The following is a 25,997-nucleotide window of genomic DNA, read 5'->3' on the forward strand; positions in this document are numbered from 1 at the left end:
GTTAATGCTATACCTCCCCGAGTCCTATGTATGCCATCATTCTTCCTGTTTTCCCTTCTTCTCTTCGGTGAGAGAAAAACAGATTGCTACAACTTGTGCAGTAATTACTAATAGATAGATGACTCGTTTGAACACCAGCTTTAAGGAGTAATTCCCGATTAACTGATTTTAAATCAAGCTGATATTTCCCATTAGACGTCTGTTCGAACAGTGAGTCTGTATTTAAGCGTAACGCTTTAACATGATTGATCACGCCATCATTCACTTCGTAACAGCATTTCCCAATCGATGGCCCAATTACTGCAAAAATATCCTCTGGCTTTATGCCATCTTGCTTCCATGCTTCCATCATCTCTCCAGCAATATTCTTCGTCGTTCCTTTCCAACCTGCGTGGGCAAGTCCAACGCGATTCGCCTTTGGAGCATAAAAATATAATGGAACGCAGTCGGCATAAAGAGCCGTTAGAAGAATATCCCGATCATCAGTATATAGTCCGTCAACATCTGGAACCGCATCGAGATGATCTGTTGCTCCCCGTCCTTTATCCTTTGAAGTTATTTTAACAAGTGCCGCACCATGTATTTGTTCTCCTACGACCCACTTGCTTAGTGGTTGTCCAATATCGTTAGCAAGTCTCTGTCGATTTGCCAGCACATCTTTTGCATCATCAGGTACGTGAAATCCGAGATTCAAGCTAGAAAACGGAGTCTGGCTAACTCCGTTTCTGCGAGTCGAAAAACCAGCAATCGGTTGATCTTTCCGCTCAGCTTGACCTGGAAATTTCAGTTCCAGTGAAGTTTCCTTCATTGTTGCTTGAAATGGTTCTTTCGCCACAGTTGCACCCCTTTATACCATGATACAGTTTATACCTTATTTTATCATAATATGTTGGTGCTAAGGGATATAGATTGTTACATCTTTCTTACCTTACGATTCTTTCTGAAACGATTCGCCATCAGCCGTATCGTGATGTCGTACTAAAATCACATCCGAACCAATTTTTACAATGTTTCGCCAGGGAATAACGACATCGCTTTCTCTCGCAAATAACCCCATCATCTTTCCCGCTCCCGGAATCACAATCGCTTCTATTTTACCAGTAGTTAAATTAATTTCCAGATCAGCGATGTGACCAAGTTTTCGTCCATTTGATACGTTCACAACATCTTTAACCTGAAATTCAGAAATTTTTATCATGACGCACCCACCTTTCAACTCATTATATGAAATGCAGGCAAAAGAAAAGACCTGTTTCTCAGGTCTCATTCTAACTTTGAATATTTTTATTCATTTGATGGATTGCTGCCTTTTCAAGTCGAGATACTTGAGCTTGCGATATCCCAATTTCATCTGCTACTTCCATTTGGGTTTTTCCCTGGAAAAAGCGCATTTGTAAAATCATATTTTCCCGCTGATTCAATCGAGTCATCGCTTCTTTAAGCGCAATATCTTCCAGCCACTGGATATCCTTTTGCTTGTCATCACTAATTTGATCCATTACAAAGATTGGATCACCGCCATCATTATAGATGGGTTCAAATAATGAAACTGGATCTTGAATAGCGTCAAGGGCAAAGACCACTTCTTCTTTTGTTACCCCGAGCTCTTTTGCAATTTCGGTAGGATTCGGTTCTTTCGAGTTCTTCGTCATTAATTTATCTCTAATCTGGAGAGACTTATAGGCGATATCTCGTAATGATCGCGAGACCCGAATCGGGTTATTATCACGAAGATACCGACGAATTTCACCGATGATCATCGGCACTGCATAAGTAGAGAATTTCACGTTTTGCCCTAAATCAAAGTTATCTATGGATTTCATCAGGCCAATGCACCCTACCTGAAAGAGATCATCCACATATTCTCCTCGATTATTGAATCGCTGGATCACGCTTAGAACTAGCCTTAAATTTCCGTTAACTAATTCTTCACGTGCTGAGATATCCCCTTCCTGCATCTGCTTAAAAAGCACTCTCATCTTCTCATTTTTAAGCACAGGAAGTTTGGAGGTATCTACTCCACAAATCTCGACTTTATTTCGTGTCAACTCATTCCCTCCTCATCGGAGATGCTGTCAAAGTAAAGTATCTCCGCGAGTGGGAATTTTATGCATCTATTCTCTCAACATGCTTAGACCATTTTATTAAACTCTTTTCGAAGTCGCTTAATGATGCGCTTTTCGAGCCTAGAAATATAAGATTGAGAAATGCCAAGAAGGTCAGCTACATCTTTTTGCGTTTTCTCTTCCTCCCCGGCTAGACCAAACCTAAGTTCCATGATTTGTTTTTCTCTTGGATTAAGCGCTTCTAACGCTTTGACAAGGAGGCGCCGATCTACTCGCGCTTCAATCCCTCTCGTAATAATATCTTCATCCGTTCCTAGAACGTCAGATAGAAGCAATTCATTTCCATCCCAATCCACATTCAACGGCTCATCAAACGAGACTTCAGACCGAATTTTGTTGTTTCGTCTTAGAAACATTAAAATTTCATTCTCAATGCACCTTGACGCATAGGTGGCAAGCTTAATCTTTTTCTCAGGGTTAAATGTATTAACGGCTTTAATTAAGCCAATTGTCCCTATACTAATTAAATCTTCGATGTTGATTCCTGTGTTTTCAAACTTTCGTGCGATATACACAACCAGACGAAGATTCCGTTCAATTAAAATCGATCTTGCAGCTTTATCTCCTTTTGGTAATTGGATTAATAAATGTGCTTCTTCATCTTTCGATAGAGGAGGAGGTAGTGCTTCGCTTCCTCCTATGTAGTAAATTTCATCAGGTTTAATCCCTAGTTTCATTAGAATCCGCTGCCACCAGAGAACAACCTTAATTCTGAATTTCCCCATCCAAAACTCCTCCTTGATCGTCTTATAGTGATTTCTATGACGCAGTCGCCTTATGTCCTGTCAGCATTTTCGGATGAAGTATACACGTATAATCTTTTTCCCCAGAAATGGTATGAAAGCTTAGCCCAACAAGAACTTTTTTTATTGTGAATGACCGACCTTCTAATGAGATCATCACTTCATCCGGCTTTACAGCACACAAGAATTGGTGATCTTGTCCGACTGCTCGAAACGGAACGATCCGTAGCCTGTGTTCCCAACGTTCCCCCTCTCCCTCTTCTTGAAATTCAGTAATGTTTTTTGCTTTTTTAATGAATGCAGGTGAAAAATTTGATTCATGAACGGTCATGTCAAGAATCATCACCGGAGAGCCGCTTAATGGATCCTGCAGCTGATTGCCACTATCAATGAGACCCGTAGCTGATATATTCACCTCATCAATTCGAATGGTAACGTTTGCTAATTGATCAAAATGAATGCGTGCCGTTTCAAGGTTCTCAACTCTTTTCTTCGAAAAAAGCCAAACAAGCGGGAATCCTATCAGGACAAATGACCAGCTCACCGGATCTCCAAATCCCGTGCTCTTTGTCGCAATCGCACCATTAACGACCGTCATGTCCTGCTGAAAAAAGTAATGTGCTCCCATCATTCCCCCACCGATCATAAATGTCACAAAATAAAAGAGCAGCCAGCACTGAAAGAAACTACGAAATCGAGTAAATCCAAACGTCATGTATACGATCAAGACAGAGTAAAGCAATTTCATCAATGGCTGTGTCATAAAGCTTAAAGACGGAACAAAAAGAAAAAGAACGTAAAAAGAAGCAACCAATGCACCTGTCGCAAGTCTTCTTTTCTTAACACTTTTTTTTAGCAGTATCCCAGTTAGCGCGAGTAGCAAGTAATCAAAACAAAAATTCAAAAGCCAAATCACATCAAGGTATACTGCCACAGAGTGCCTCCCCCCTTGCGATTTTGATACTAAGTATAGACTAATTTGACAGATAAACCTGTCAGATTGTGCCGGTTAGGGTGAGGTTATTTTGGATAATTATCACTAGTTTTGTCAGCCATCATCTCGCTCTTAAAACTAGAAAAAGTCGTCCTTTTCAGGACGACTTTGATTAGATCGATTGATTTTCATAAGCTCCAACAGTTACTTCGACCCCAGAAGACGTTGGATGGAGCACCTCACATTGATACGTTGGAAAATGTTTTGCTAACGTTTGTTGAAGATACTCTGAAGAGCCACTTGGAGCAAAGACAATGAGTGTAGGTCCAGCTCCACTTAACGCAGCACCATATCCTCCATGACTGATAGCCATTTCATGGACTTGTTCAAGGTCCGGTACAAGGTGCTTTCGGTATGGCTGATGAAAAAGATCATGCGCCATTAATTTACCAGCTAACTTCCAATCGTTTTGGAGGGCTGCTCCAACAAAAAGATTGGCAATGCTACTCGCTTCCACAGCTTCTTCATAAGGTAGCATATTCGGAAGCACCGAGCGAGAATCCGTCGTTTTCAACTTATGGTTTGGAATTAAGGCGATCATTTCTAAATCCATTACCTTATGTGAGATCGTCTCTAAACCCTCTTGCCCTGTAGCAATGACTAAACCACCATAAAGAGAGGCAGCAACATTATCGGCATGACCTTCAAAAACTGTTGCAATTTGAACTTTCTCTTCAAGAGTAAGTCGGAGGTCCATTGCATAATTTGCTATTTCTACAGCGGCTACAATGGCTGCAGCACTACTACCAAGACCTCTTTCCAAAGGTAATTCGCTCCTCATCGTGACAGCGTGAGGCATCGGTTCTTTACCTTTTCCATACTTTCGTTCAATTTCTTCAATCGTTTGATAAATCATGTTTTCTTTTCCAGATGGAAAGCGATCATCAAAATCAATATAGTGAAAAGACCATTCTGACGAAGGTTCAATTTTTACGTATAAATGGCGGTCAATCGCTAGACCAATGGAATCAAACCCTGGTCCAAGGTTTGACGTACTTCCTGGAACTTTCAAGTATAAACATTCGTCTATGATCAATGGCTGACACATCCCTTAAGTTCTTCAAGAAACGCTGTTTTATTTGCTGCGACTACACGTGGTTTTGCAACCACATTGTCCATCGCCGTTGCAGGGTCTTTCAATCCATTACCAGTTAAAACAGCAACAACTTTTGCACCTTTCTTAATTTCACCTGTTGCCACTTGCTTCATCACGCCTGCAACGGAAGCACATGAAGCTGGTTCTGCGAAGACGCCTTCTTTTTTTGCAAGTTCTTGATAGGCAGAGAGAATTTCTTCATCCGTGACGCTATCGATCTTCCCCTTCGATTCAATAACAGCCTCTTCAGCCAAGTGCCAGCTAGCGGGATTTCCGATACGGATCGCCGTAGCAATCGTTTCTGGATTCGGAATAATTTTCTTTTGCACAATTGCCGCAGATCCTTCCGCTTCAAATCCACGCATTTGCGGGCGCCTTTCTTCTGAAACATATTCTTTAAATCCTTTCCAATAAGCAGAAATGTTACCGGCATTCCCCACAGGAATCGCGAGCACATCAGGAGCCTCACCGAGCTGGTCACATACTTCAAAAGCTGCTGTTTTTTGTCCTTCTAAACGATAAGGATTAACAGAATTTACGAGCGCAATAGGCTCTGTTTCAGCTATATCGCGAACCATTTTTAAGGCTTCATCGAAATTTCCATCAATCTCAAATATCTCTGCGCCATAGATCATAGCCTGAGCTAGCTTTCCAAGCGCTACTTTCCCTTTTGGAATAACGATGATACAACGCAAGCCTGCTCTTGCGCCGTATGCTGCCGCCGCTGCCGCGGTATTACCAGTTGAGGCACAAATGATGGCATCGCTACCTTCCTCTTTCGCTTTAGCAACAGCCATAACCATACCACGGTCTTTAAAGGATCCAGTTGGGTTCGCCCCTTCAATTTTGACGTAAAGTGAAATGCCCAGTTCGTCTGACAGCTGATCAAGCTTTAACAGAGGGGTATTCCCTTCGTTTAAAGTGAGTTGCGGCGTTTCCTTAGTCAGAGGTAAATACTCTTTATAATGCTTAATTAGTCCGTTCCAGCTCATTACATCCCCTCCACACGATAGCGACTCTTCACTTCTACAACAACATCAAGATCTCTTAATCGATTATGAACATCTTCAAATGCTCTTTGATTTGTTTCATGGGTGATGATTACAAGCTCAGCTGTTCCTTTATTGACTACAGGTTCCTGAATCAACTTTTCTAAACTTAGTCCGCGATCCTGGAAGAGGTGAGAAATTTTAGAGAAAGCACCCGGTTCATCTTTAACAATTAAGCGAATAAAATGTTTACTTTTGATCTGCTCGTCTTCTTTAAGCTTGCGATCATGTTGAGGAAGGATCACACTTTTTCCATTCACACCTAGTCTCATATTTTTAATAACTGCAACGAGATCCGATACAACCGCCGTTGCAGTTGGTAATTGTCCAGCCCCCGGACCATAGAACATCGTTTCACCAACCGCTTCACCGTAGACATAAACTGCATTATATTCATCGTTTACGGAAGCTAAGGGGTGCCTTGAAGGAAGCAACGTTGGTTGTACGGATAACTCGATGGAACCATCTGTTGAACTAGCAATTCCTAATAGTTTAATGGTGTAACCTAATTTCTTACTGTACGCAATATCATCTTCATCTACGCGAGTGATGCCTTCTACCTTGACATCATCTAAGCCGACTTTCATTGAAAATCCGAGCGTTCCTAGAATGACCATTTTCCTGGCCGCATCTAGCCCCTCTACATCTGCCGTAGGATCTGCTTCAGCAAAGCCTAGATCCTGCGCTTCTTTCAACACGCTCTCGTATGGGACATTGTTTTTTGTCATCTTGGTTAAGATGTAGTTTGTTGTTCCATTCACAATTCCCATTAGTTTTGTAATACGGTCAGAGGATAACCCTTCTACTAAACTTCTAAGAATCGGAATTCCGCCTGCTACACTAGCTTCATAGAAAAGATCACTTTCATTTTCTACTGCGGCACTTAGTAATTCTCTTCCGTGAATGGCCATTAAATCTTTATTTGCAGTGACAACGTGTTTGTGATTTTGTAGGGAAGCAAGAATGAATTCTTTCGCTTGATCAATTCCACCAATCACTTCAATCACAACATCAACTTCAGGATTATTGATGACTTCTTCTGGATCCAGTGTTAGTACACTGTCATCCAAATCGACGCTTCTTTCTTTATCCATATCCCTTACCAGGACTTTGGCTACTTTTACCTGACAGCCCACTCGCTGTTGCAATTCCTTTTGATGGGAGTCAATCATATGTACCACACCACTACCAACAGTTCCTAATCCTAATAATCCAACTGATACGCAATCCTTCATATTCTCTCCACTCCTTTTGTCCTTCTGGTGAGGACACTTGTTTTTATATAATGGACATTATACGTGTGATTGCCCATGAACACAACACCATTTTCAGAAAAAATATAATTTTATCTATGTTAACAAAAGTGAGAAGAAGAAAGCAACTGTCTATTTCTTATCGTAGACGCTAGGATTCGGATCCTATGCTTTTGAAGAAATCAAAGGGTGTTTATGAAAGAAAAAACTAAATCGCTCCAAAAAAAAACCAGCTCTAAAAGAGCTGGTTTTCATAATTAGCGACGGTTTCGTTTACGATTACGCAAGAACGTAGGGATGTCCAATGTGTCATTGGATTCGTCAGCGCGCGCGCCAAATTTAGATGGTTCAGGCTGTACTTCTTCTTCTTCATGCTTAGGTTGCTGAATCGGAGCGCTTTGCTTCGACTGAGCTGAAGGACGTGGAACCGTCTTTTTCTTGTTTTCATTCTCGTCAAATCCTGTCGCAATGACAGTAACGAGAATTTCGTCTTTTAAATCTTCATTAATAACAGAACCGAAAATCATGTTCACATTCTCATCAGATGCAGAAGAAACGATATCAGCCGCTTCGTTCACTTCATAAAGACTCAAGTTAGATCCACCCGTAATGTTCATTAGAACACCTTTGGCACCATCAATCGATGTTTCAAGAAGTGGACTGGATATAGCCTTCTTGGCAGCCTCAGAAGCGCGATTTTCCCCAGTTGCAATACCGATACCCATTAGTGCAGAACCTCGTTCTGTCATGATGGTCTTAACATCGGCAAAGTCAAGGTTAATGAGTCCTGGTACGGCAATAAGGTCAGAAATACCTTGAACACCCTGACGAAGAACGTTGTCCGCTTCACGGAACGCTTCAAGCATTGGCGTATTCTTGTCTACGATTTCGAGTAGACGATCGTTAGGGATAACAATTAACGTATCGACTTTTTCTTTCAGCATGGCAATACCAGTTACAGCTTGTGTTGAACGTTTCTTACCTTCAAAGGTAAACGGGCGTGTTACAACACCTACGGTTAAAGCGCCAAGCTCTTTTGCGATTTCAGCAATAACGGGTGCTGCTCCAGTACCTGTTCCGCCACCCATTCCTGCCGTGACAAATACCATATCCGCACCGCTTAATGCTTCCTGGATCTGTTCTTTGCTTTCTTCAGCAGCTTTCTTACCAATCTCAGGATTAGCTCCAGCTCCAAGACCTCTTGTTAATTTACCACCAATTTGCATCTTCACCTCTGCCTTTGCAAGGTTTAATGCCTGTGCATCCGTGTTAACGGCAATAAATTCAACACCTTGTACACCATTTTCAATCATACGATTTACAGCGTTGCTTCCGCCTCCGCCGACACCGATTACTTTTATCTGTGCTAATTGTTCCATATTCATATCAAACTCTAACATCTCAGGTCCTCCTAATCTTGTAATAGCCCTTTATTCAACAAATAGATTAAAGAAATTCTTCACTTTCTCTTTCATACCTGGTGAAGAAGATTTCTCACCTGGTTGAGGTTCGGCTTTTGTTCTACGCTTGGGCTTCACTTCTTCTTCAGGGTTAAGTGATGCTGCCACTTCTTTGCCCTGAATCTTCACGTTTTTATACGTGAATTGGATAAGACCAATGCCAGTTGTATATTGCGGTTCGCGTACGCCGATATAGTCAGGGACAGCAACACGTACGTTATGCTGCAGAATTTCACGAGCAAGTTCTAGTACGCCATCCATCCCGACCATACCACCGGTTAGAACAAATCCGCCCGGCAATTCACGAATTCCCATTCGCTTAATTTCGTCTTCAATCAATTCTAACATCTCTTCGATCCGAGGTTCTATAATATGAGCTAATTCGTACTGATTAAATTCTTGTTCAGCCGAACTGCCAATAGTCGATACAGTGAAAGCTTCCTCTTCTGAAGCAAGATCAACGAAAGCATTGCCGTGCTTAATCTTAATCCGCTCAGCTTCTTCAGTCGTTGTTCTAAGTCCTATCGAAATATCTTTTGTTACATGATCGCCACCAATTTGTAGAACAGATGTGGCTTTCAGGTTCCCTTCTTCAAAGATGGAAATCGTAGTAGAACCAGCGCCCATGTTAACGAGAGCTACGCCTAAATTACGCTCATCTTTTGATAAAGCCATTGATCCACATGCAAGCGGTTGTAGACAAATATCAGCAATTTCAAGACCCGCTTTTTCCACGCATCTTAACAAATTATGTAATACTGTTTTAGAACCTGTAATGATTGTCCCTTCCATTTCCAGGCGAACACCAATCATACCACGCGGATCCGTAATGCCATCCAGTCCATCGACAACGAACTGCCCTGGAATGACATCAATAATTTCTCGCTCAGGAGGGATAGAAACAACCTGTGCTGCATCAATTACTCTAGCAATATCTTCATCATGAATTTCACGATCCTCACTTGATACCGCCACTACCCCATGACAGGGCTGTAGCTGAACGTGATTGCCGTTAATCCCCACAATCACAGAACGAACTGATAAACCTACCATTCTTTCTGCGTTTTCTACTGCCTGTTTAATTGAACGAACAGTTTCATCTATATCCACAATCGATCCTTTGCGAATTCCATCGGAAGGCGCACTGCCAACTCCTAGAATATTTAAAGAATCGTTCGTCATCTGGCCAATGATTACTTTCACATTGGATGTACCGATGTCTAGACTCACATAAATCTCATTGCTGTTCATTCTCCTGGCACCTCCTTCAAAATGCTACCATGTTCAGGTATTAATAGTTTCTCTATAATAGGGTTGAAAAAATGTCCAACACCTTTATATACACAACATTGATTTGATTTAAACTTCCTCAAGTCTTGCGTCATGAAGTCCCGGGAAGAATGTGATATAAGGACTCTATTCCACAAATCCGGTTATTTCCCTTCTTTTATACGAGAATTACTCTTATTTTTTTGGGTAACAAACCCCTACTCTCCTCGCTTACTTTCTATTATTAAGAGGAGTCAGTCTAAAGCAGTGCGTAAGTATTAGTCTACACCATGTGAAAGCAGTAGAAAAGTCACTGTTTCACGTATTTAAAAGAAATTCGTTGTTTTCTTCCATTCTGCTATGTTATTTAGTGGTTTTCTGTGCGATACCCTGCTTATAACCGTTCGTTGATGAAGCTGATTCCCTGTCCATTAGAACAAGTATTATCAAACATTTTTATGAAGTCTCTTTTTTCTTTTCCTCATCCGCTGGAGCACCTTCGTATGGCTCAAGCCAACTCCCCTCATTCAAATAAAGGATTCCTTTGGCTTTCCCTTTCAACTTCTCAACGATTAAAGGGTAACTATTCATCTTCTCAGCAAAATCCGCAATGCTTGTTTTCACTTCATAGCCATCCGTCATATAGAGTGTTAAGTTAAACGCTTTATCTCCGTCTGGTGTGTAGTGAATCTCGGAAATACGATTAATAATACTTAAGTTTACCTTTCGAAGCTCACCAGCCATATCAGATAACTCTGTACTTTGATTCCACTGCATCAAAATCGGAGCGCTTACTGGTGTGTCCCCTTTAGGAAGTGAATCAAGAATCGCCCCTGATTGTAGAATAGGGAAATATTGACTTCCCTTTTTCAAGTAAGCGACACGCGCATTCTCAACTACCTCCACTTTTGCTGTCACAGGGAAATGTCTTGTAACAGTGACATCCGCAATCTCTTTCGACTGCTCTATCTTCTCCTCAACTTTCTCTTTGTTTAAATTCCAAAAGCTTACGCTATTATCAAGCTCGCTCAATTGAATGATTTCTTTATCAGAAACGTAATTGTTGCCAGAAACTTCAACGTTCCGAATATGACTTAAGGAAGATTGGAAGTATATGATCAGCAAAATTAAAAAGAAAAAGATTGATAGATATACGACCAACCTTCGATTAGCGCGCTGCTTCCGTTGCGCTTTCAGTGTGGGGATCCGGTCTTCAATTGTTACAACTTTGCGATCTTCCATTGTCTTGCCTCCGTCTCCGGTAATTGAACTTCTGTCTACCCTTAAGATGTAAAAATGCTTATCATGGCAACCGAACGGCATGATCCAGCAGTTAGTTCTTATTTCAATCATTATAGCATAAGTTTGACGCTTATTATCCACTTGAAGGAAATTCATCCCAGAGAAATATTATGATGCTTCTATAAGGAACTTTATCTTTTATCTATAAGGATTCCTCTACGAAAAGTGCCTAAATACAGTAAAGAAAAAAGCGCTCAGATATGAGCGCTTTAAGGCCGTCGTTTCCATTTAAAACTTTGCGTAACGACTTATATTTAGTAAAACCCCCATCGCAACAAGCATCAGGGTTAACGAAGAGCCACCATAGCTCAGAAAAGGTAAAGTAATCCCAGTTACTGGCATTAAGCCAGTTACAACACCGATATTAATCATCACTTGAATCGCAAGCATCCCAATTATCCCCACTGCCAGAAGACTTCCAAACAAATCCGGTGCCCGTAAAGCTATACGTATTCCTCTCCAAAGAAGGAGAGCAAACAATAGTATGACAAAGGTTCCGCCGATAAACCCCAGTTCTTCTGATAGAATAGCAAAGATAAAGTCCGTTTGCGGTTCTGGTAAATAATAAAACTTCTGTCTACTCTGTCCAAGACCAAGTCCCATTAAACCACCGGGACCAATCGCATAAAGAGACTGAATAATTTGGAAGCCGCTACCTAATGGGTCACTCCACGGATCCAGATAAGAAGTAATCCTAGCAATTCGGTATGGTGCAGACAATATCAGCACTGCAAAACCTGCTAAACCGAGCATGCCTAGCCAAACGAAATGGGCGATTCTTGCACCTGATATAAAGATCATGACAACACACGTTCCAACCATCACCGCACCTGTACCAAGGTCCGGTTGAAGCATAATCATACCAAAAGCAATAAAAACAAGACCAAGCGATGGAACTAGACCCTTTTTAAATGATGTGATTCGCTTCTGATTTTCAGATAAGAATTTTGCAAGAAATGCAATCATCGCAAGCTTAGTAAACTCAGACGGTTGAATCGAAAACGCACCAACGCCAAGCCAGCTTCTCGCTCCTCCTCGAACGAGGCCCACGCCAGGAATAAGGACCAGGATGAGCAGAATGAAGCAGATCAGCACCCCTACTTTAGACCACGTCCGCCACGTCCAATATTCTACGTTCATAACGAAGAACATGGCAGCCACACCTACCCCTGCAAAAAGAAGCTGTCTTTTTGCAAAGAAAAACGCATCGTCAAATTTATAGGAGGCCCACACGGCGCTTGCGCTGTAAACCATGATTAATCCAATTGCTAACAGGACGAGTGTTGCAGTTAAAAAGACCAGGTCTGGCGTTGATTTGGTTTTCGGCAATAGACCCACACTCCGTTACGTCGATTTTACCTAACCGAACTTACCGGATAAGCAAGACAACCCCTCATTAGAGTCTATGCATTGCCTCGATAAAGATGTCTCCTCGTTCTTCAAACGTTTTGAACTGATCCCAGCTTGCGCACGCTGGTGATAGAAGAATAACATCTCCCGTTTCGGATAGATCATACGCTGTTGAAACAGCTTCTTCTACATTATCGACAACTGTAACAGAATTCAGTCCTGCTTCATTGGCCGTCCCCTTCAATTTTGGAGCCGTTTGGCCGAACGTAATGAGATGCTTTACTTTTGATTTAAAGTAGGTGGATAAATCATCGAAGCCATTTCCGCGATCCAGTCCACCTGCAAGAAGAATGACAGGCTTATCGAATGAATCCAACGCTTTTTTTGTCGCGATTGAGTTCGTTGCTTTTGAATCGTTGAAGAATTTCCGACCACTCACTTCACCAACAAATTGGAGCCGATGTTTCACGCCGTGAAAATTGGTAAGTTCCTCATAAATTTTTTCATTCGAAACACCAGATAACTTCGCTACCGCAATAGCAGCAAGCGTGTTTTCAATATTTTGTTTCATCGAAAGCTCATCAATTTTAATTACTTTCTCCTCTTTAAAAACGATCCATCCACCCTCGATACTAACTCCGGCATCGAGTTTTTTTGTAGCAGAGAATGGAACTAACGAAGCTTTTGATGCTTCAGCAAACGAAGAAACTAGCGAATCATCTGCATTATAAACGGCAAAATCCTCACTCGTTTGATTTCGGAACATACGTGCTTTCGCTGCCGCATAAGCGTCCTTTGTACCATGGTAATCAAGGTGCGCTTCATAAATATTAAGTAGCACGGAAATGTGCGGATGGAAATTGACTGTTCCTTGTAGTTGAAAGCTTGATAGCTCCGTCACAAGCGTTTGATCTGGTGTTGCTTCGGCAGCTACTTCACAGACAACCGTGCCGATATTACCAGCAACGATTGGATTAGCCGGCGTATCATGTAATAGTTGACCGATTAATGTCGTTGTCGTTGTTTTTCCGTTTGAACCAGTAATCGCAATAAATGGTGCTTCAGAAACCTCACCAGCAATCTCTACTTCTGTTACGATCGGAATATTTTTCTTACCTGCTTCTACAAGAAGCGGATTTTGATAAGGAATACCAGGGTTTTTGACAATCAAGTCAATCCCCTCAAGTAGTTCGAGCGGATGTCCCCCACCAATCACTCTAAACCCTAACTGCTGAAGTTCTACTGCTTTTGGGTTGTTTGCAACTTCCTCTCGATCATTCACTGTAACGGTTGCGCCAAGAGAGCGAAGCAATTTGGCTGCAGCAAAACCGCTTTTCGCTATACCTAATACGAGTACTGATTTATTTTCATAGTTTACCTTTTTCATTACATCCACACCTCAAGATAGATTCCAAACGCTGCACAGATTAACCCTACTGTCCAGAATGTAGCGACTACGCGCCATTCTGTCCAACCAGAAAGTTCATAGTGGTGATGAAGCGGGCTCATTTTAAACACGCGCTTCCCTGTTGTTTTAAATGAGGCAACTTGAATAATCACTGACAATGTTTCAATGACAAAGACGCCACCAACGATCACAAGCAGGAGCTCAAGCTTGGTCATAATGGCAACAGCGGCAAGCGCTCCACCAAGAGCAAGCGACCCGGTATCACCCATGAATACTTTTGCTGGGTGGGCATTAAAAACAAGAAACCCGAGAACTGCTCCAACAACACTTACTGAGAAAATAGCTACGTCATACATATAAACTGCAGCTGCTAAAATGGCAAAAGCACCAAAAGCAATCGCTGCTGTACCAGCGACAAGACCATCTAAACCGTCAGTTAAATTCACCGCATTGGAAGCACCAACCAGCATCACAAACAGTAGAACAACATATCCTACGCCAATATCAAAACTAATTTCTGTACCAGGAACCCGAATAGCCGTATCAAATCCAATTGTTCTTAAACCAAAATAAACGAGAATGGCAATAACCATTTGACCTAGTAGCTTCTGCTTGGAAGTTAAGCCAAGGTTTCGTTTTTTCACTACTTTAATAAAATCATCTAAAAAGCCAATGAGACCATATCCAACAGTCACAAACAAAAGCAGCCAAATTTGAGTTGAAATTTCATCATATTTTAATGCAATAATGACGGTACCTAGAATAATCGCGAGAATAATAATTAAGCCACCCATAGTTGGTGTACCAGATTTCTTCTGGTGTGATTTTGGTCCTTCTTCCCGAATACTCTGTCCAAATTTAAGTCTTCTTAAATAAGGAATAAATACCGGTGATACAAGCACCGCTATAATAAAAGATGTTAGCAAACTAAAAATTAATAATTGTTCAATCACTGTACTGCCTCCTTATGATTCTTTCCCTAATGCCTGTAGTATGGTTTCGAGTCCTAGTCCTCTTGATGCTTTTAATAAAACAGCTGTTTGATCATCAAGTCGACCCGATAAATAGGATGCGGCATCTTCTTTGTTGTCAAAGGAAACAGCAGGTACTTGCGTTTCATTTTCCTTCATCCCATCATAAATCCATTTTGCTTTGTCACCAACGGTAATCACTTCTGTAATCGATGGTTTTACTGAGGTTGCAATGTCCCTGTGAAGAAATTCTTCCTGATCGCCAAGTTCATACATATCCCCAAGAATAGCGATTTTTTTATTAAACCCTTCTAATTCAGCGAGCGTTTCTAATGCTGCTTTCATTGAAGTTGGACTTGCGTTATACGCATCGTTAATAATGAGCGCACCGGTGGATAATCGAAATTGTTCAAGCCTCATTCCAGTTAATTTTAAGGAAGAGAGAGATTGTCGAATTTGGTCATCCGTCATCCCAAGCCTTCTTGCAGAAGCAATGCTATATACGGCGTTTTTAATATTATGTTTACCTAATAATGAAATTTCGAACGGCTCTTTTTCATTTTTTAGTGTAAACACATAACCATTTTCTCGCTTTTCTACGTGATCAATTTGAAGCTCATTATTGTCTTCGTAGCCGCATGAAATCACGTTTTTATGAGTTGGCGTTAGCAATGGCTCATCACCATCAATGACGAGTACGCCATCAGACTTGAGTCCTTCAGCTATCTCCATCTTTGCTTTAGCAATATTTTCACGGCTACCAAGTTGAAGTAAATGTGACTCACCAATATTTGTAATAACTGCTACATCAGGTTGTGCGATTTGGGTTAGAAGTGAAATTTCTCCAAGTCCACTCATGCCCATTTCTAAAATCAACACATCGGTGTCTTCAGGCATCGCAAGCACAGTCATTGGCAGACCCCAATGATTGTTTAAATTCCCTTGTGTTTTAAACGTTTTATACTTTGGACTAAGTACAGCTTCAAGCATATCTTTCACAGTTGTTTTTCCGTTACTTCCAGTAACTCCAATGACATAGGGTTTTTGCTGTTTAAGTACCTGTTTCGCGAGTTCTTGAAAGCCGACAGTCGTATCGTCTACTTCATAAACATTGATTTTGCCTTCCAAGTCTTTAGGAAAAGGCTTGTTTTTCTCCCAAAGTGTTCCCGTCGCTCCATTAACGATCGCGGCATCAATAAATCGATGGCCATCAAATACTTCACCCACGATTGGAACGAATAGTTTATTGGTACAATCCCTACGCGTATCCGTCGCCACACCTTCAAAGACCAGTTCGTGATCAACTGGTCCATGACTGATTTCGTTTAGTAATTTCGATGAGAATTTCATCCTTTTCGCTCCTTTATGGCTTGACGTGCAATTTGTCGATCATCGAAATCAAGAACTTGATCCCCGACGATTTGATAGGTTTCATGACCTTTTCCTGCGATTAGAACAACATCACCATCAACTGCATGTGTAATGGCGTGCTGAATCGCTTCCGAACGATCCGTTATCCTAATATAATGACCTTTTACACCTTCAACCATATCGTCTAAAATGAGTTCAGGGTCTTCACTTCGCGGATTATCTGATGTTAAGACGGCTGTATCAGCTAATTCCGTAGCAATCTTAGCCATAAGTGGTCGTTTCGTTCGATCACGGTCTCCCCCACATCCAACGACTGCAAAAACGTTTCCTTTTGCCATTTCTTTTACAGTTAATAAAACATTCTCAAGACTATCCGGTGTATGAGCATAATCAACGATAACAGGGAATTGTTGTCCCTCGTCGACTAGTTCAAAGCGACCAGGTACACCCGCGATTTTTTCAAGACTATTTAGAATATGATCTAGTTCCAATCCGTTCGCAAGACATGCAGCGATTGCTGCGAGTGCATTGTATACGCTGAATTTACCTGTAAGCATCAGTTTAACATCACGAATGTCTTCTGGCGTTAGTAAGCGGAATCTTGTCCCATTTGCAGAAAACGAAATTTCTTCAGCTCGAATATCTGCGTCACGATCAATGCCATATCTTAAAATATGCGCTGAAGTCATTTGCTCATATTGAAGAGTAGCATCATCATCTGCGTTAAGTACAGCGACCTTTTTTCTCCCCGTATCATATGTATTACCTAATTGTGAAAAAAGAAGACCTTTTGCCTGGCGGTATTCTTCCATCGTCCCATGATAATCTAGATGGTCTTGTGTTAAATTGGTAAATACAGCAATATCATAGTCACAACCTCTTACTCGCCCGAGCGTTAAAGCATGAGAAGAAACTTCCATCACGGCCGTATCTACGTTGCTCTCGCGCATTCTTGCAAATTGTTTTTGAAGCAACAGCGGCTCCGGGGTTGTGTTCTTAGTTTCAAATTCTTCATTGGCTATTTTCATATTAATCGTGCCAATTAATCCTGTTGTCTGCTTCTTATCGCTGTGAATCTGTTCGATTAAATGAGAAACGGTTGTTTTTCCATTTGTACCTGTAATGCCAATTAATGAAAAAGATTTCGTTGGGTGCTGATAAAAACAATTGGCAAGTTCTGCGAGAGCACGATGCGCATCTCTAACAAGAATAACTGGCACGGATACAGGAAGTTCTTTTTCTGAAACGAGCGCAACAGCCCCCTGTTGAACAGCCTGTTCGGCAAAATCATGCCCATCTACGGTATAACCCGGAATGCAGACGAAAAGACTGCCCTCTGTTACTTCTCGGCTATCACTTTCAATCGTGCTGATTTCGGGATTCCCTTTTCCTACCTGCTTATATGTAAGTAATGCATGGAGAAGATCGTGTAATTTCATCTCTTTCAAACCTTTCTAGTTTGCTGACATATTTTCAGAAAACAAGCCAAGAGCATACGCCTTGGCTTGTTCACTACTTATTGTACTCACCGGTCGCTTATTTGTCACCCATATAAAGCCGAATTTCTGAACCAACCGGTAATTTCACACCAGGTTCCGGCGCCTGAGCGACAACGATATCGCCTTCGCCACTTGAATCAATTTTCAAATTATACATGGCTTCACGAATTTCTTTTGATGACATTCCCACTAAATTCGGCATTTCGATCATCTCTTCATCTTGCCATGTCTTTTCTTTCTCAATCTGGTCTTCCCTTTTTTCAACGCCCATAACCGTCAAACTATCCTGGATAATGTTACCTACGATAGGTGCTGCAACAATACCCCCAAATTGAAGGGTATCTTTCGGATTGTCAATTGCCACGTACACAACAATTTGTGGATCATCAGCTGGTGCAAATCCGATAAAAGAGACAATGTGGTTATTTTTTAAATAGGCACCGTCTTTTGCCTTTTGAGCTGTTCCGGTTTTCCCACCTACACGGTATCCGTCCACGTAAGCGTTTTTTCCAGTTCCAAGCGCCACTACTGTTTCAAGTGCATGCCTTACTTCTTTTGATGTTTCTTCTGAGATTACCTGACGTTTCGCTGTAGGGGTGTTTTTGCTTACCACAGCTCCAGTTTCCGGATCTAGCCATTCTTTTGCGATATACGGTTCATAAAGTGTGCCACCATTTACAGCTGCTGAGACTGCAGTCACTTGCTGGATTGGAGTAACTGAAACTCCTTGACCAAATGCTGTAGTTGCAAGCTCTAGTGGCCCTACGTTATCAACATCGAATAAAATCCCACTTGCTTCACCCTGTAAATCGATGCCAGTCTTCTCACCAAAACCAAATTTGTCAATATAAGAAAAGAGCTTCTCCTTACCAAGACGTTCCCCCAGTAGCACAAAACCAGGGTTACAAGAGTTTTGAACACCTTCTAAAAAAGTCTGACTCCCATGACCGCCTGCTTTCCAACACCTTAACTTTGTTCCAGCTACTTCAATGCTACCCGGGTCATGAAAGTGATCATTTTCTAGATCAACTTCTCCTTCTTCAAGCGCTGCAGCGAGAGTAATGATTTTAAATGTTGATCCCGGTTCATACGTGCTCCAAACCGGTTTATTTTGGTTCCAAACGTCTGGAGAGACTTCTTGAAATTCTTCAGGATTAAAGTCTGGCCTTGAAGACATACCAAGAATTTCACCTGTATTTGGATCCATCGCGATGGCAGCTGCTCCATCTGGATGATAAGTCGCTTCAGCAATATCAAGCTCACGTTCCATAATCGTTTGGATTTTAGAATCAATTGTTAAGCGAAGATCGAGTCCATCAACAGGCTCTGTATAATCGTCTGCAAGGGATGGCATCCGCTTTCCTTTTGCATCGGCGTAATATTCAACCTGTCCCTTTTCGCCACTTAATTCTTCATCATAATAAAGTTCAATGCCTGTTAAACCTTGATTATCAATCCCACTAAAACCAAGAACATGCGCTAAAAAATCTCCATTTGGATAATGACGTTTGTTATCTTCAGCAATGTAGACACCAGCAAGATTCAACTTTCGAATTTCGTTTGCTTTCTCATTCGTCATTTTCTTGCCTTCAGGTCGGATCCAAACCATTGATTCATTCTGAGTAATTGTTTCATACACTTTTTCTTTACTTGTATTGAGGGAAGCTGCAAGAGCTTCGGCTGTAGCTGCTGGATTTTGAAGCTGTCTCGGTACAATCAAGACAGATGGAGCACTAATGTTCGTTGCGAGTGCTACACCGTTTCGATCAAGAATCTCTCCTCTACTCGGTTCAAATGGGATGTTTCGACTCCAAGAATCTTTTGCTTTCTCGCTAAGCCAACTTCCCATCACCAGCTGTACATAACCAAGTCGTACAACGACTACAGCAAAAACAAATAGTCCAACGATCAGAGCAATTACAAGTCTTCTTCGAACAGTGACATTCGAAACGCGCATAAACTCATCCTCCCTGATTATGCTCGTTCCACTATATGTTATTCGTTCGAGAGATAGACCTGCTAGTCCGTAATTGGTTCTGCTTCTTCCTCAGGTTCTTCCTGCTCAACTTCAGAAGAAGGTGACTTTAATTCAGCTACGAGGTAGTCGTCTTTTTTAATCGTGCTTCCCTTCTCAATTCCTTGCTTCGCCACGTAACCCGATCCCATTATATTTGGTTTCAAGTCGACCAGCTCAACAAGTTTCATAACATCGGCAAGCGACCATCCAGTTATATCAGGCATGGTTGCATGATCTTCCGTTTGCAAAATAATTCGTTCACCATTAAGAATTTTCGTACTCGGCCGCGGCGATTGACTAACAACTTCTCCCTCGCCAAGAGCCGTGACAGATAATCCTTTCGCTTCTAGTTGTTTCTTAGCATCTTCAACACTCATGCCCGTAACATCGTTTAATACTTGACCGGACTCTGTTTCTTCAGATTCCTCAGAAGTATTGTCTTTCTTGTCAATCGGATCGATATTTAAATACTGAAGGCTGTTTTTCATAACTGTGTTAAAAATGAGAGAAACCGGATCACTTCCTAGTTCTGGATACTCAAGTTCAGGCCGATCAACTGCCACATAAACGACTAATTCCGGGTCATCAGCTGGAGCCATCCCAATAAAGGAGAAGATGTTGTTTCCGTATCCACTCATATACCCTTTTGAGCCTTCAGAAATTTGGGCGGTACCTGTTTTACCGGCAATATCATAACCTTCTATATTATAAGGAGTACCCGTTCCATCAGTCACAACCGTACGAAGAAGATCACGCGTTTCCTTTGCGGTTTCCTTCGAAATGGGCTCTCCAGCTACTTTCGGCTCATGATTGAGTTTCACTTCATTTGATTCAGGATCAACAATTTTCTCAATCACGTACGGCTTCATCATTTTCCCACCGTTTGCAATGGCAGAAATCGCTTGAACTTGTTGAATTGGAGTAATTGTGGACCCCTGTCCGAAACCAGTCGTAATTCGTTCAAGCTCGCCACTATAGGTAATTCTAGATGACGCTTCTCCGGGAAGATCTATTCCAGTTTTTGCATCCAATCCAAATTTCGTTAAATAATCTTCATACTTCTCATAACCTAGCTTTTCTTTCACGAGAATGGAAGCTGCTACGTTGGAGGACTGACGAATTCCCTCATCAAAGCTAATCATCCCCCAACCTTCTCCACCGTTGTGATCACTTACTCGACCACCTGGTACAGAATATTGCCCTGATTGGAAAAGTTCGTCTCCATTATAAACACCTTCTTGAATCGCCGCCGCAACAGTAAAAACCTTCATCGTGGAGCCCGGTTCAAACGCAGTTAGCGCCATATTCGTATAGTTTGAGACGTCTCTTAAATTAGGATCAAACGTTGGTCGGTTTCCCATCGCTAAAATCTTCCCAGTATCTGGATCAGCGACAATCGCTGTCATACGCTCAGGGTTAAATTTCTCCTGCGCTTCGTTTAAGGCGTTTTCCATTAATACCTGTATTTTTTGATCAATTGTTAAATAAACGTCGTTCCCACTCTTAGAAGGGGTAATGTTTTCATTACCATAAGGAAGTTTAAACCCTTCTCGATCACTCTGGTACGTTTCTTTTCCTTCTTGAGGGATAAGATACTTGTTCAATTCCTTTTCTAATCCTAGTAGACCTTCCTGAACCCCTTCTTCATTTTCGTTTGTAAACCCAAGGAGATGGGAAGCAAACTCTTCGTTCGGATAAAGGCGCGTTTTCGTAGGAATGAAGCCAACTCCAGGTAAATCAAGTTTTTCAATTTCTTCTTTTTGTGTCAGACTCAAGTTTTTTCCAGATGCTCCGAACTCTACTTGAAACAACCCTTCTCTAGATAAGATTTCGGTAACGTCAGATTGCTCCATCTCTAGAATCGGTGCAAGTGCAGCCGCAGTTTTGGGAACATCTTTTACATGATCTTCATATTTTTCATCTAAAATCGCTCGCAGTGTAAAGGAAGGAATGTCAGTGGCAAGCGCGTTTTCTCCTGTGCGGTCATAAATGGTACCCCGATCCGCTTCAAGAATTTTGCTACGCGTCCATTTATCCTTTCCAAGCTCCATTAAGTCCACTTTTTCACCGTCGGAACCGGAAACTTCCTGCGTCCATTCAATATAGAAAAACCTTCCAATAAAAGCAAAAAAGAGCAGGACAAATAGTGACATTAAAATCGCTGCTCCAACATTAATATGTGAGTTCTTGTTTGTTTCTTTCATGATAGTGCAAACCTCCGAAATTATGATCCCTTGTTGATCACTTCTACGTTTTGATCATTTAGCTCCATGCCTAATTTTTCTTCGGCAATGTTCACAATTCGACCAGGTGCACTAAGCTCAGTTACTTTTACTTGAAGCTCTTCGTTTTGTTTACTTTGAACACGTTGGTCTGCTTCTGCTTGCTGCAGACTCGTATTCAAGTTATAAATTGTAGCGTAATTCGAAACCATAAAAATTGACGCTGCCACAAATGTAAGTACAAGCATCATCCAGAGCATTTTCTCTCCCTTTGTTATGCGTCCACGTTCTACATAAACCGCTTGCTTTTTTGTTTCAACTTGCTTTTGCGTTTGTTGCTGCTGCTGATACTTATACGCCAGGTTACTCATCATTTTCCCCCTTGCACTTTCTTATATTTTTATCTTTACATTTTCTCTGCCACACGAAGCTTCGCTGATCGTGCACGTCTGTTTGCTTCCTGCTCTTCTTCAGATGGTAGAATTGGCTTTCTTGTTACCAGCTTCATATCTGGCTGGTAAGCATCGGGAATAATCGGCATTCCAGGTGGAAGTTCTGGTCCTGAAGCTGCTTCTTTCATCGTCGTTTTACATATCCGGTCTTCAAGTGAATGGAATGTAATAACACTCATGCGTCCGCCTGGGTTCAAAATGGACATTCCGTCAATTAGAGCCTGCTCAAATACTTTCAGCTCATCATTTACCGCTATACGAATCGCTTGAAAAATTCTTTTAGCGGGATGTCCCCCTTTCCTTCTCGCAGGTGCAGGAATAGCATCTTTAATGAGATCAACGAGTTCAAATGTGGTTTCAATCGGTTTTAAGTCTCTTGCTTTTTCAATTTTGCGAGCGATTTGTTTTGAGAACTTTTCTTCACCAAATTTGAAAAAAATCGAGACGAGACGTTCGTACTCCCACTCATTCACCACTTCGTACGCTGATAAACTGGAAGATTGATCCATCCTCATATCCAGCTGTGCATCATGTTGATAACTAAACCCCCGCTCACCCTTATCAAGCTGCGGAGAGGAAACACCAAGGTCAAATAAAATTCCATCAACGCCTTCAACACCGAGGTCAGCTAACGCCTCTTTAATAAAGCTGAAATTTCGTTCGATAACCGTAAGCTTGTCCTCATACCCTGCAAGTGTTGTTTTGGCATTATCAATTGCCCATTGATCTTGATCAAATGCATAGAGATGCCCTGTGGTTAGCTGATCCAAAATCGCTTTTGAATGACCACCACCACCAAGCGTACAATCAACATAAATGCCATCTTCTTTAATGTTTAGCGCGTTTACTGCTTCTTCTTTTAGTACTGTAATGTGTTCAAACATAGCGACACCTTAACCTTCATTCCATATTGCCCTTCTACAAATCGAAATCCATCATACTTTCCGCGATTTCTGAAAAAGATTCTTCAGATGCATTGAAATACTCTTCCCAGACCGCTTTGTCCCAAATTTCCAATCGATTTGACACACCAATTACAACGCATTCTTTCTCAAGCCCTGCATACTGGCGTAATGTTCCGGCAATATTTACCCTGCCCTGTTTATCTAGTTGGCATTCAGTCGCACCAGAGAAAAAGAATCGGGTAAAAGCACGAGCATCTTTCTTTGTAAAAGGGAGTGATTTCATTTTCTCTTCAAGAACTTCCCATTCTGTCATTGGGTAGCCGAAAATGCATTTATCTAACCCGCGAGTGAGGACGAAGGTATCTCCAAGTTCTTCACGGAACTTAGCGGGAATAATCATTCTGCCTTTTTCATCAACAGTATGTTGATATTCCCCCATAAACATGGCTTCCTCCACCTCTCCCACTTTCTACCTCTAAGTTACCACAACTCCCCACTTTTCACCACTAAAAAATTAATTCGTACCACAACACAAAAATCCTGCTGTTCAGCAGGATTTTTCTTTAAAAATATTTGCTTTTTTAACAAATGGACGATATGCCAATCTGGGGGTGCCTGTCACCCCCCGCTATTTGTCGAATGAAATTATGTCTGATAGGGGTATATTGGCCAAATTCGAATGATATTAGCTAAATCCCATTTTTATTGGCCATTTCTCAAATCTATTGGCGAAACTAAGAAAAGCTGCCAGAATGATCCGGCAGCTTTTCACCTATATAGTTAGGAATCGAGATACCCACTCCAGCCTTTTTAATGCCTTCTTTCCTCTAAAGATAAATCACCTTATGCTTATCATTGAAGGGAAGTTCAAGTTCCATCATTTGATCCACAAAATCCAAACCATGCCAATTTAAATAATAGACAGCATTCCACTTACGCTCTTGCGGAGCTCCGTTGGGCTTTAATGCAAAGCCTATCTCATCGAATTTTGCCAGCGTATTTTCATGCTGATACTCGAGTGATTGATAGAGTTTTTGTTGAAGAAGGTCAAGCTGCCTTTGAAGAAACCGGCCATTTTTTTCCGCGAAGCGATTAAGTCCACGATCAACGGATTCGGTTAAATCACGAAGATTTTGATGTATTTCCTCCACTTTCAACTTAGCATCTTTAAATGTAGGCCCAATTCCCACATCATCTAACTGGCGCATATAAGTTTCTTTTAAGTGATCAATCCCTGATTTTAGGATTTCATCCTCTGATAAAGAGAGATCATCGACATATTTATGAATATGACGCTCAATAAGCGTAAATGTAAGTCGCGGCACAATGACAGGCATTTTTATTCCAAAAGTATGAAAGGCAGGCTTCAGTAAAGCCCAGTAAGCAAGTTCTCCCGGTCCAGCAACAAACCCTAGCACAGGAAACATGAAATCCTGCATGATCGGTCTTGTTACAACATTGTTACTTAAATCTTCCGGCTGACGTTCCGCTAATTCAAGCATTTCTTCTTTTGAGAATGAAACGGAAGTCGTTTTCCCCTCAAATCTCCCGTCAAGTCGTTCTAGTAAAATCCGCTCGCCATTTACCTTTACGAATAAATTCGCTTGTTGGTCATCAAGGTCAACTCCAATTGGATAATTCTCTTCACGGAGATGAGCCGCCTGAGTTAAAACCCCTTCATTGATTGATTCGTTTTGTTGAATCATTTGTTTAAACGCGTCCGTCTGAAGACGACGAAAATCTCGGTTACCTGAATCCACGAGTACAAGTCCATGCTTTGAAAAAAGCTTTGTCATGATGTAACAGAAATGATCAACGTACGTATTAGACTTCTCAGTTACACCTTCAAGAAACCCTTGTATCTCTTTCGTATAGGAGGTTTCCCCAAAACGTTTGAGCATGTCACGCGTCCAAGTATTGATCGCTTCATGATCAAGCGATATATCAGATAATGCCTGCTTTGTCATTTGTTTTTGAGGCACTGCTTCTTTCCGCTCGCGCCCTTCATCATACGAGTAAATATGATTCACTTCATGATAATCATGATCTTCCCCGGCTACCCAAAAAACAGGTATAACAGGAACGCCGAGCTTCTGTTCCTTCTCTTCTGCTAATTTAATAACGGATATTGCTTTATTAATTGTATAGAGAGGCCCGGTTAACACGCCTGCCTGCTGACCCGCTACAACCGTAACCGCTTCTGGTTGCTTTAACCGCTCAATATTTCTAAGTGCAGGTTCTTCCGCTTCGAATTGCTCATTAAATAATATCAAGTGTTGCGTCAGCTTAGTACGATCTTGATGACGTTCCATTAACTCCTTGTATCGCTGTTCATATGAAGAGTCGTCCTGGTATGTATAGTCAAAAAAAGCTGAGAGTGTTGGTTTCTCAGCAATATAATCTGTTGCAATTGCATTTGATCCTGGAAGGAATGTTTCTTTGAGTCTCATTAATATTTCTTCCTTTCTTGACACCGTTACTATTCCGCCTATTTAATCCTTTGTTAGTAT

The 25,997-nt window shown here is 41.5% G+C and carries 22 protein-coding genes; all 22 read right to left on the reverse strand.

The features are described 5' to 3' along the window. Positions 1-7 precede the first annotated feature (7 nt). Positions 8-835, reverse strand: coding sequence for a peptidoglycan editing factor PgeF (pgeF, locus tag LC090_RS12605; protein ID WP_226658356.1), 828 nt, complete (start codon positions 833-835; stop codon positions 8-10). Positions 836-928: 93 nt separating this feature from the next. Next, positions 929-1,198 (reverse strand): YlmC/YmxH family sporulation protein, encoded by a 270-nt coding sequence (locus LC090_RS12610; protein WP_098443312.1) that lies wholly within the window; start codon positions 1,196-1,198, stop codon positions 929-931. Between the two features lie 70 nt (positions 1,199-1,268). Next, complete coding sequence (gene sigG, locus LC090_RS12615; protein ID WP_194221351.1) at positions 1,269-2,048, reverse strand: RNA polymerase sporulation sigma factor SigG; 780 nt, start codon at positions 2,046-2,048, stop codon at positions 1,269-1,271. 83 nt (positions 2,049-2,131) lie between these two features. Next, positions 2,132-2,851, reverse strand: coding sequence for an RNA polymerase sporulation sigma factor SigE (gene sigE / locus LC090_RS12620; RefSeq protein WP_226658357.1), 720 nt, complete (start codon positions 2,849-2,851; stop codon positions 2,132-2,134). Positions 2,852-2,885: 34 nt separating this feature from the next. Then, complete coding sequence (gene spoIIGA / locus LC090_RS12625; protein WP_226658358.1) at positions 2,886-3,803, reverse strand: sigma-E processing peptidase SpoIIGA; 918 nt, start codon at positions 3,801-3,803, stop codon at positions 2,886-2,888. A 172-nt stretch (positions 3,804-3,975) separates the two neighbouring features. Then, positions 3,976-4,899: a homoserine kinase gene (gene thrB, locus LC090_RS12630; RefSeq protein ID WP_226658359.1), complete on the reverse strand. Its 924-nt coding sequence runs from the start codon at positions 4,897-4,899 to the stop codon at positions 3,976-3,978. Next, positions 4,896-5,951, reverse strand: a complete 1,056-nt coding sequence (gene thrC, locus LC090_RS12635; RefSeq protein ID WP_226658360.1) for a threonine synthase — start codon at positions 5,949-5,951, stop codon at positions 4,896-4,898. Before thrC ends, thrB begins: the two co-directional genes overlap by 4 nt. Continuing rightward, entirely contained in the window at positions 5,951-7,243 is a 1,293-nt protein-coding gene (locus LC090_RS12640; RefSeq protein WP_226658361.1) for a homoserine dehydrogenase, read from the reverse strand. Before LC090_RS12640 ends, thrC begins: the two co-directional genes overlap by 1 nt. A gap of 275 nt (positions 7,244-7,518) precedes the next feature. After that, positions 7,519-8,661, reverse strand: a complete 1,143-nt coding sequence (ftsZ, locus tag LC090_RS12645) for a cell division protein FtsZ (protein ID WP_226658362.1) — start codon at positions 8,659-8,661, stop codon at positions 7,519-7,521. Positions 8,662-8,691: 30 nt separating this feature from the next. Continuing rightward, positions 8,692-9,972, reverse strand: coding sequence for a cell division protein FtsA (ftsA, locus tag LC090_RS12650; RefSeq protein ID WP_098443304.1), 1,281 nt, complete (start codon positions 9,970-9,972; stop codon positions 8,692-8,694). A gap of 474 nt (positions 9,973-10,446) precedes the next feature. Continuing rightward, on the reverse strand, positions 10,447-11,232 hold the full coding sequence (locus LC090_RS12655; protein ID WP_226658363.1) for a cell division protein FtsQ/DivIB: 786 nt from the start codon (positions 11,230-11,232) through the stop codon (positions 10,447-10,449). Between the two features lie 288 nt (positions 11,233-11,520). Continuing rightward, on the reverse strand, positions 11,521-12,621 hold the full coding sequence (gene spoVE, locus LC090_RS12660) for a stage V sporulation protein E (RefSeq protein ID WP_226658364.1): 1,101 nt from the start codon (positions 12,619-12,621) through the stop codon (positions 11,521-11,523). 67 nt (positions 12,622-12,688) lie between these two features. Then, positions 12,689-14,029 (reverse strand): UDP-N-acetylmuramoyl-L-alanine--D-glutamate ligase, encoded by a 1,341-nt coding sequence (gene murD / locus LC090_RS12665; RefSeq protein WP_226658365.1) that lies wholly within the window; start codon positions 14,027-14,029, stop codon positions 12,689-12,691. Further along, a complete protein-coding gene (gene mraY / locus LC090_RS12670; protein WP_226658366.1) occupies positions 14,029-15,003 on the reverse strand; it encodes a phospho-N-acetylmuramoyl-pentapeptide-transferase in 975 nt (324 codons plus the stop codon). Before mraY ends, murD begins: the two co-directional genes overlap by 1 nt. Before the next feature lie 12 nt (positions 15,004-15,015). After that, the gene (locus LC090_RS12675) at positions 15,016-16,371 is read right to left on the reverse strand and encodes a UDP-N-acetylmuramoyl-tripeptide--D-alanyl-D-alanine ligase (protein ID WP_226658367.1); all 1,356 of its coding nucleotides are present in this window, start codon (positions 16,369-16,371) and stop codon (positions 15,016-15,018) included. Beyond that, the gene (locus LC090_RS12680; protein WP_226658368.1) at positions 16,368-17,831 is read right to left on the reverse strand and encodes a UDP-N-acetylmuramoyl-L-alanyl-D-glutamate--2,6-diaminopimelate ligase; all 1,464 of its coding nucleotides are present in this window, start codon (positions 17,829-17,831) and stop codon (positions 16,368-16,370) included. The genes LC090_RS12675 and LC090_RS12680 overlap by 4 nt, the downstream gene beginning before the upstream one ends. Positions 17,832-17,928: 97 nt before the next feature. Continuing rightward, positions 17,929-19,848, reverse strand: a complete 1,920-nt coding sequence (locus LC090_RS12685) for a stage V sporulation protein D (RefSeq protein ID WP_226658369.1) — start codon at positions 19,846-19,848, stop codon at positions 17,929-17,931. Between the two features lie 62 nt (positions 19,849-19,910). After that, on the reverse strand, positions 19,911-22,112 hold the full coding sequence (locus tag LC090_RS12690; RefSeq protein WP_226658370.1) for a penicillin-binding protein: 2,202 nt from the start codon (positions 22,110-22,112) through the stop codon (positions 19,911-19,913). A 20-nt stretch (positions 22,113-22,132) separates the two neighbouring features. Further along, a complete protein-coding gene (gene ftsL, locus LC090_RS12695) occupies positions 22,133-22,504 on the reverse strand; it encodes a cell division protein FtsL (RefSeq protein WP_224600201.1) in 372 nt (123 codons plus the stop codon). Between the two features lie 32 nt (positions 22,505-22,536). Continuing rightward, complete coding sequence (gene rsmH / locus LC090_RS12700; RefSeq protein WP_226658371.1) at positions 22,537-23,466, reverse strand: 16S rRNA (cytosine(1402)-N(4))-methyltransferase RsmH; 930 nt, start codon at positions 23,464-23,466, stop codon at positions 22,537-22,539. 34 nt (positions 23,467-23,500) lie between these two features. Then, a complete protein-coding gene (mraZ, locus tag LC090_RS12705; RefSeq protein ID WP_224600203.1) occupies positions 23,501-23,932 on the reverse strand; it encodes a division/cell wall cluster transcriptional repressor MraZ in 432 nt (143 codons plus the stop codon). Positions 23,933-24,314: 382 nt separating this feature from the next. Continuing rightward, positions 24,315-25,937: a bacillithiol biosynthesis cysteine-adding enzyme BshC gene (gene bshC / locus LC090_RS12710; RefSeq protein WP_226658372.1), complete on the reverse strand. Its 1,623-nt coding sequence runs from the start codon at positions 25,935-25,937 to the stop codon at positions 24,315-24,317. Positions 25,938-25,997: the final 60 nt, after the last annotated feature.

Origin of the sequence: Guptibacillus hwajinpoensis, from assembly GCF_020524165.1 — a bacterium.
In the GTDB taxonomy this organism is placed as follows: domain Bacteria; phylum Bacillota; class Bacilli; order Bacillales; family Guptibacillaceae; genus Guptibacillus; species Guptibacillus hwajinpoensis_D.

Excerpts from the sequence above, each read along its gene's own strand:
- LC090_RS12655 (WP_226658363.1), bottom strand. The coding sequence starts at position 11,232 with ATGGAAGATCGCAAAGTTGTAACAATTGAAGACCGGATCCCCACACTG.
- ftsZ (WP_226658362.1), bottom strand. The coding sequence starts at position 8,661 with ATGTTAGAGTTTGATATGAATATGGAACAATTAGCACAGATAAAAGTA.
- LC090_RS12640 (WP_226658361.1), bottom strand. The coding sequence starts at position 7,243 with ATGAAGGATTGCGTATCAGTTGGATTATTAGGATTAGGAACTGTTGGT.
- sigE (WP_226658357.1), bottom strand. The coding sequence starts at position 2,851 with ATGGGGAAATTCAGAATTAAGGTTGTTCTCTGGTGGCAGCGGATTCTA.
- LC090_RS12685 (WP_226658369.1), bottom strand. The coding sequence starts at position 19,848 with ATGCGCGTTTCGAATGTCACTGTTCGAAGAAGACTTGTAATTGCTCTG.
- mraZ (WP_224600203.1), bottom strand. The coding sequence starts at position 23,932 with ATGTTTATGGGGGAATATCAACATACTGTTGATGAAAAAGGCAGAATG.
- ftsL (WP_224600201.1), bottom strand. The coding sequence starts at position 22,504 with ATGATGAGTAACCTGGCGTATAAGTATCAGCAGCAGCAACAAACGCAA.
- ftsA (WP_098443304.1), bottom strand. The coding sequence starts at position 9,972 with ATGAACAGCAATGAGATTTATGTGAGTCTAGACATCGGTACATCCAAT.
- bshC (WP_226658372.1), bottom strand. The coding sequence starts at position 25,937 with ATGAGACTCAAAGAAACATTCCTTCCAGGATCAAATGCAATTGCAACA.
- rsmH (WP_226658371.1), bottom strand. The coding sequence starts at position 23,466 with ATGTTTGAACACATTACAGTACTAAAAGAAGAAGCAGTAAACGCGCTA.
- murD (WP_226658365.1), bottom strand. The coding sequence starts at position 14,029 with ATGAAAAAGGTAAACTATGAAAATAAATCAGTACTCGTATTAGGTATA.
- LC090_RS12690 (WP_226658370.1), bottom strand. The coding sequence starts at position 22,112 with ATGAAAGAAACAAACAAGAACTCACATATTAATGTTGGAGCAGCGATT.
- LC090_RS12610 (WP_098443312.1), bottom strand. The coding sequence starts at position 1,198 with ATGATAAAAATTTCTGAATTTCAGGTTAAAGATGTTGTGAACGTATCA.
- LC090_RS12675 (WP_226658367.1), bottom strand. The coding sequence starts at position 16,371 with ATGAAATTCTCATCGAAATTACTAAACGAAATCAGTCATGGACCAGTT.
- LC090_RS12680 (WP_226658368.1), bottom strand. The coding sequence starts at position 17,831 with ATGAAATTACACGATCTTCTCCATGCATTACTTACATATAAGCAGGTA.
- thrC (WP_226658360.1), bottom strand. The coding sequence starts at position 5,951 with ATGAGCTGGAACGGACTAATTAAGCATTATAAAGAGTATTTACCTCTG.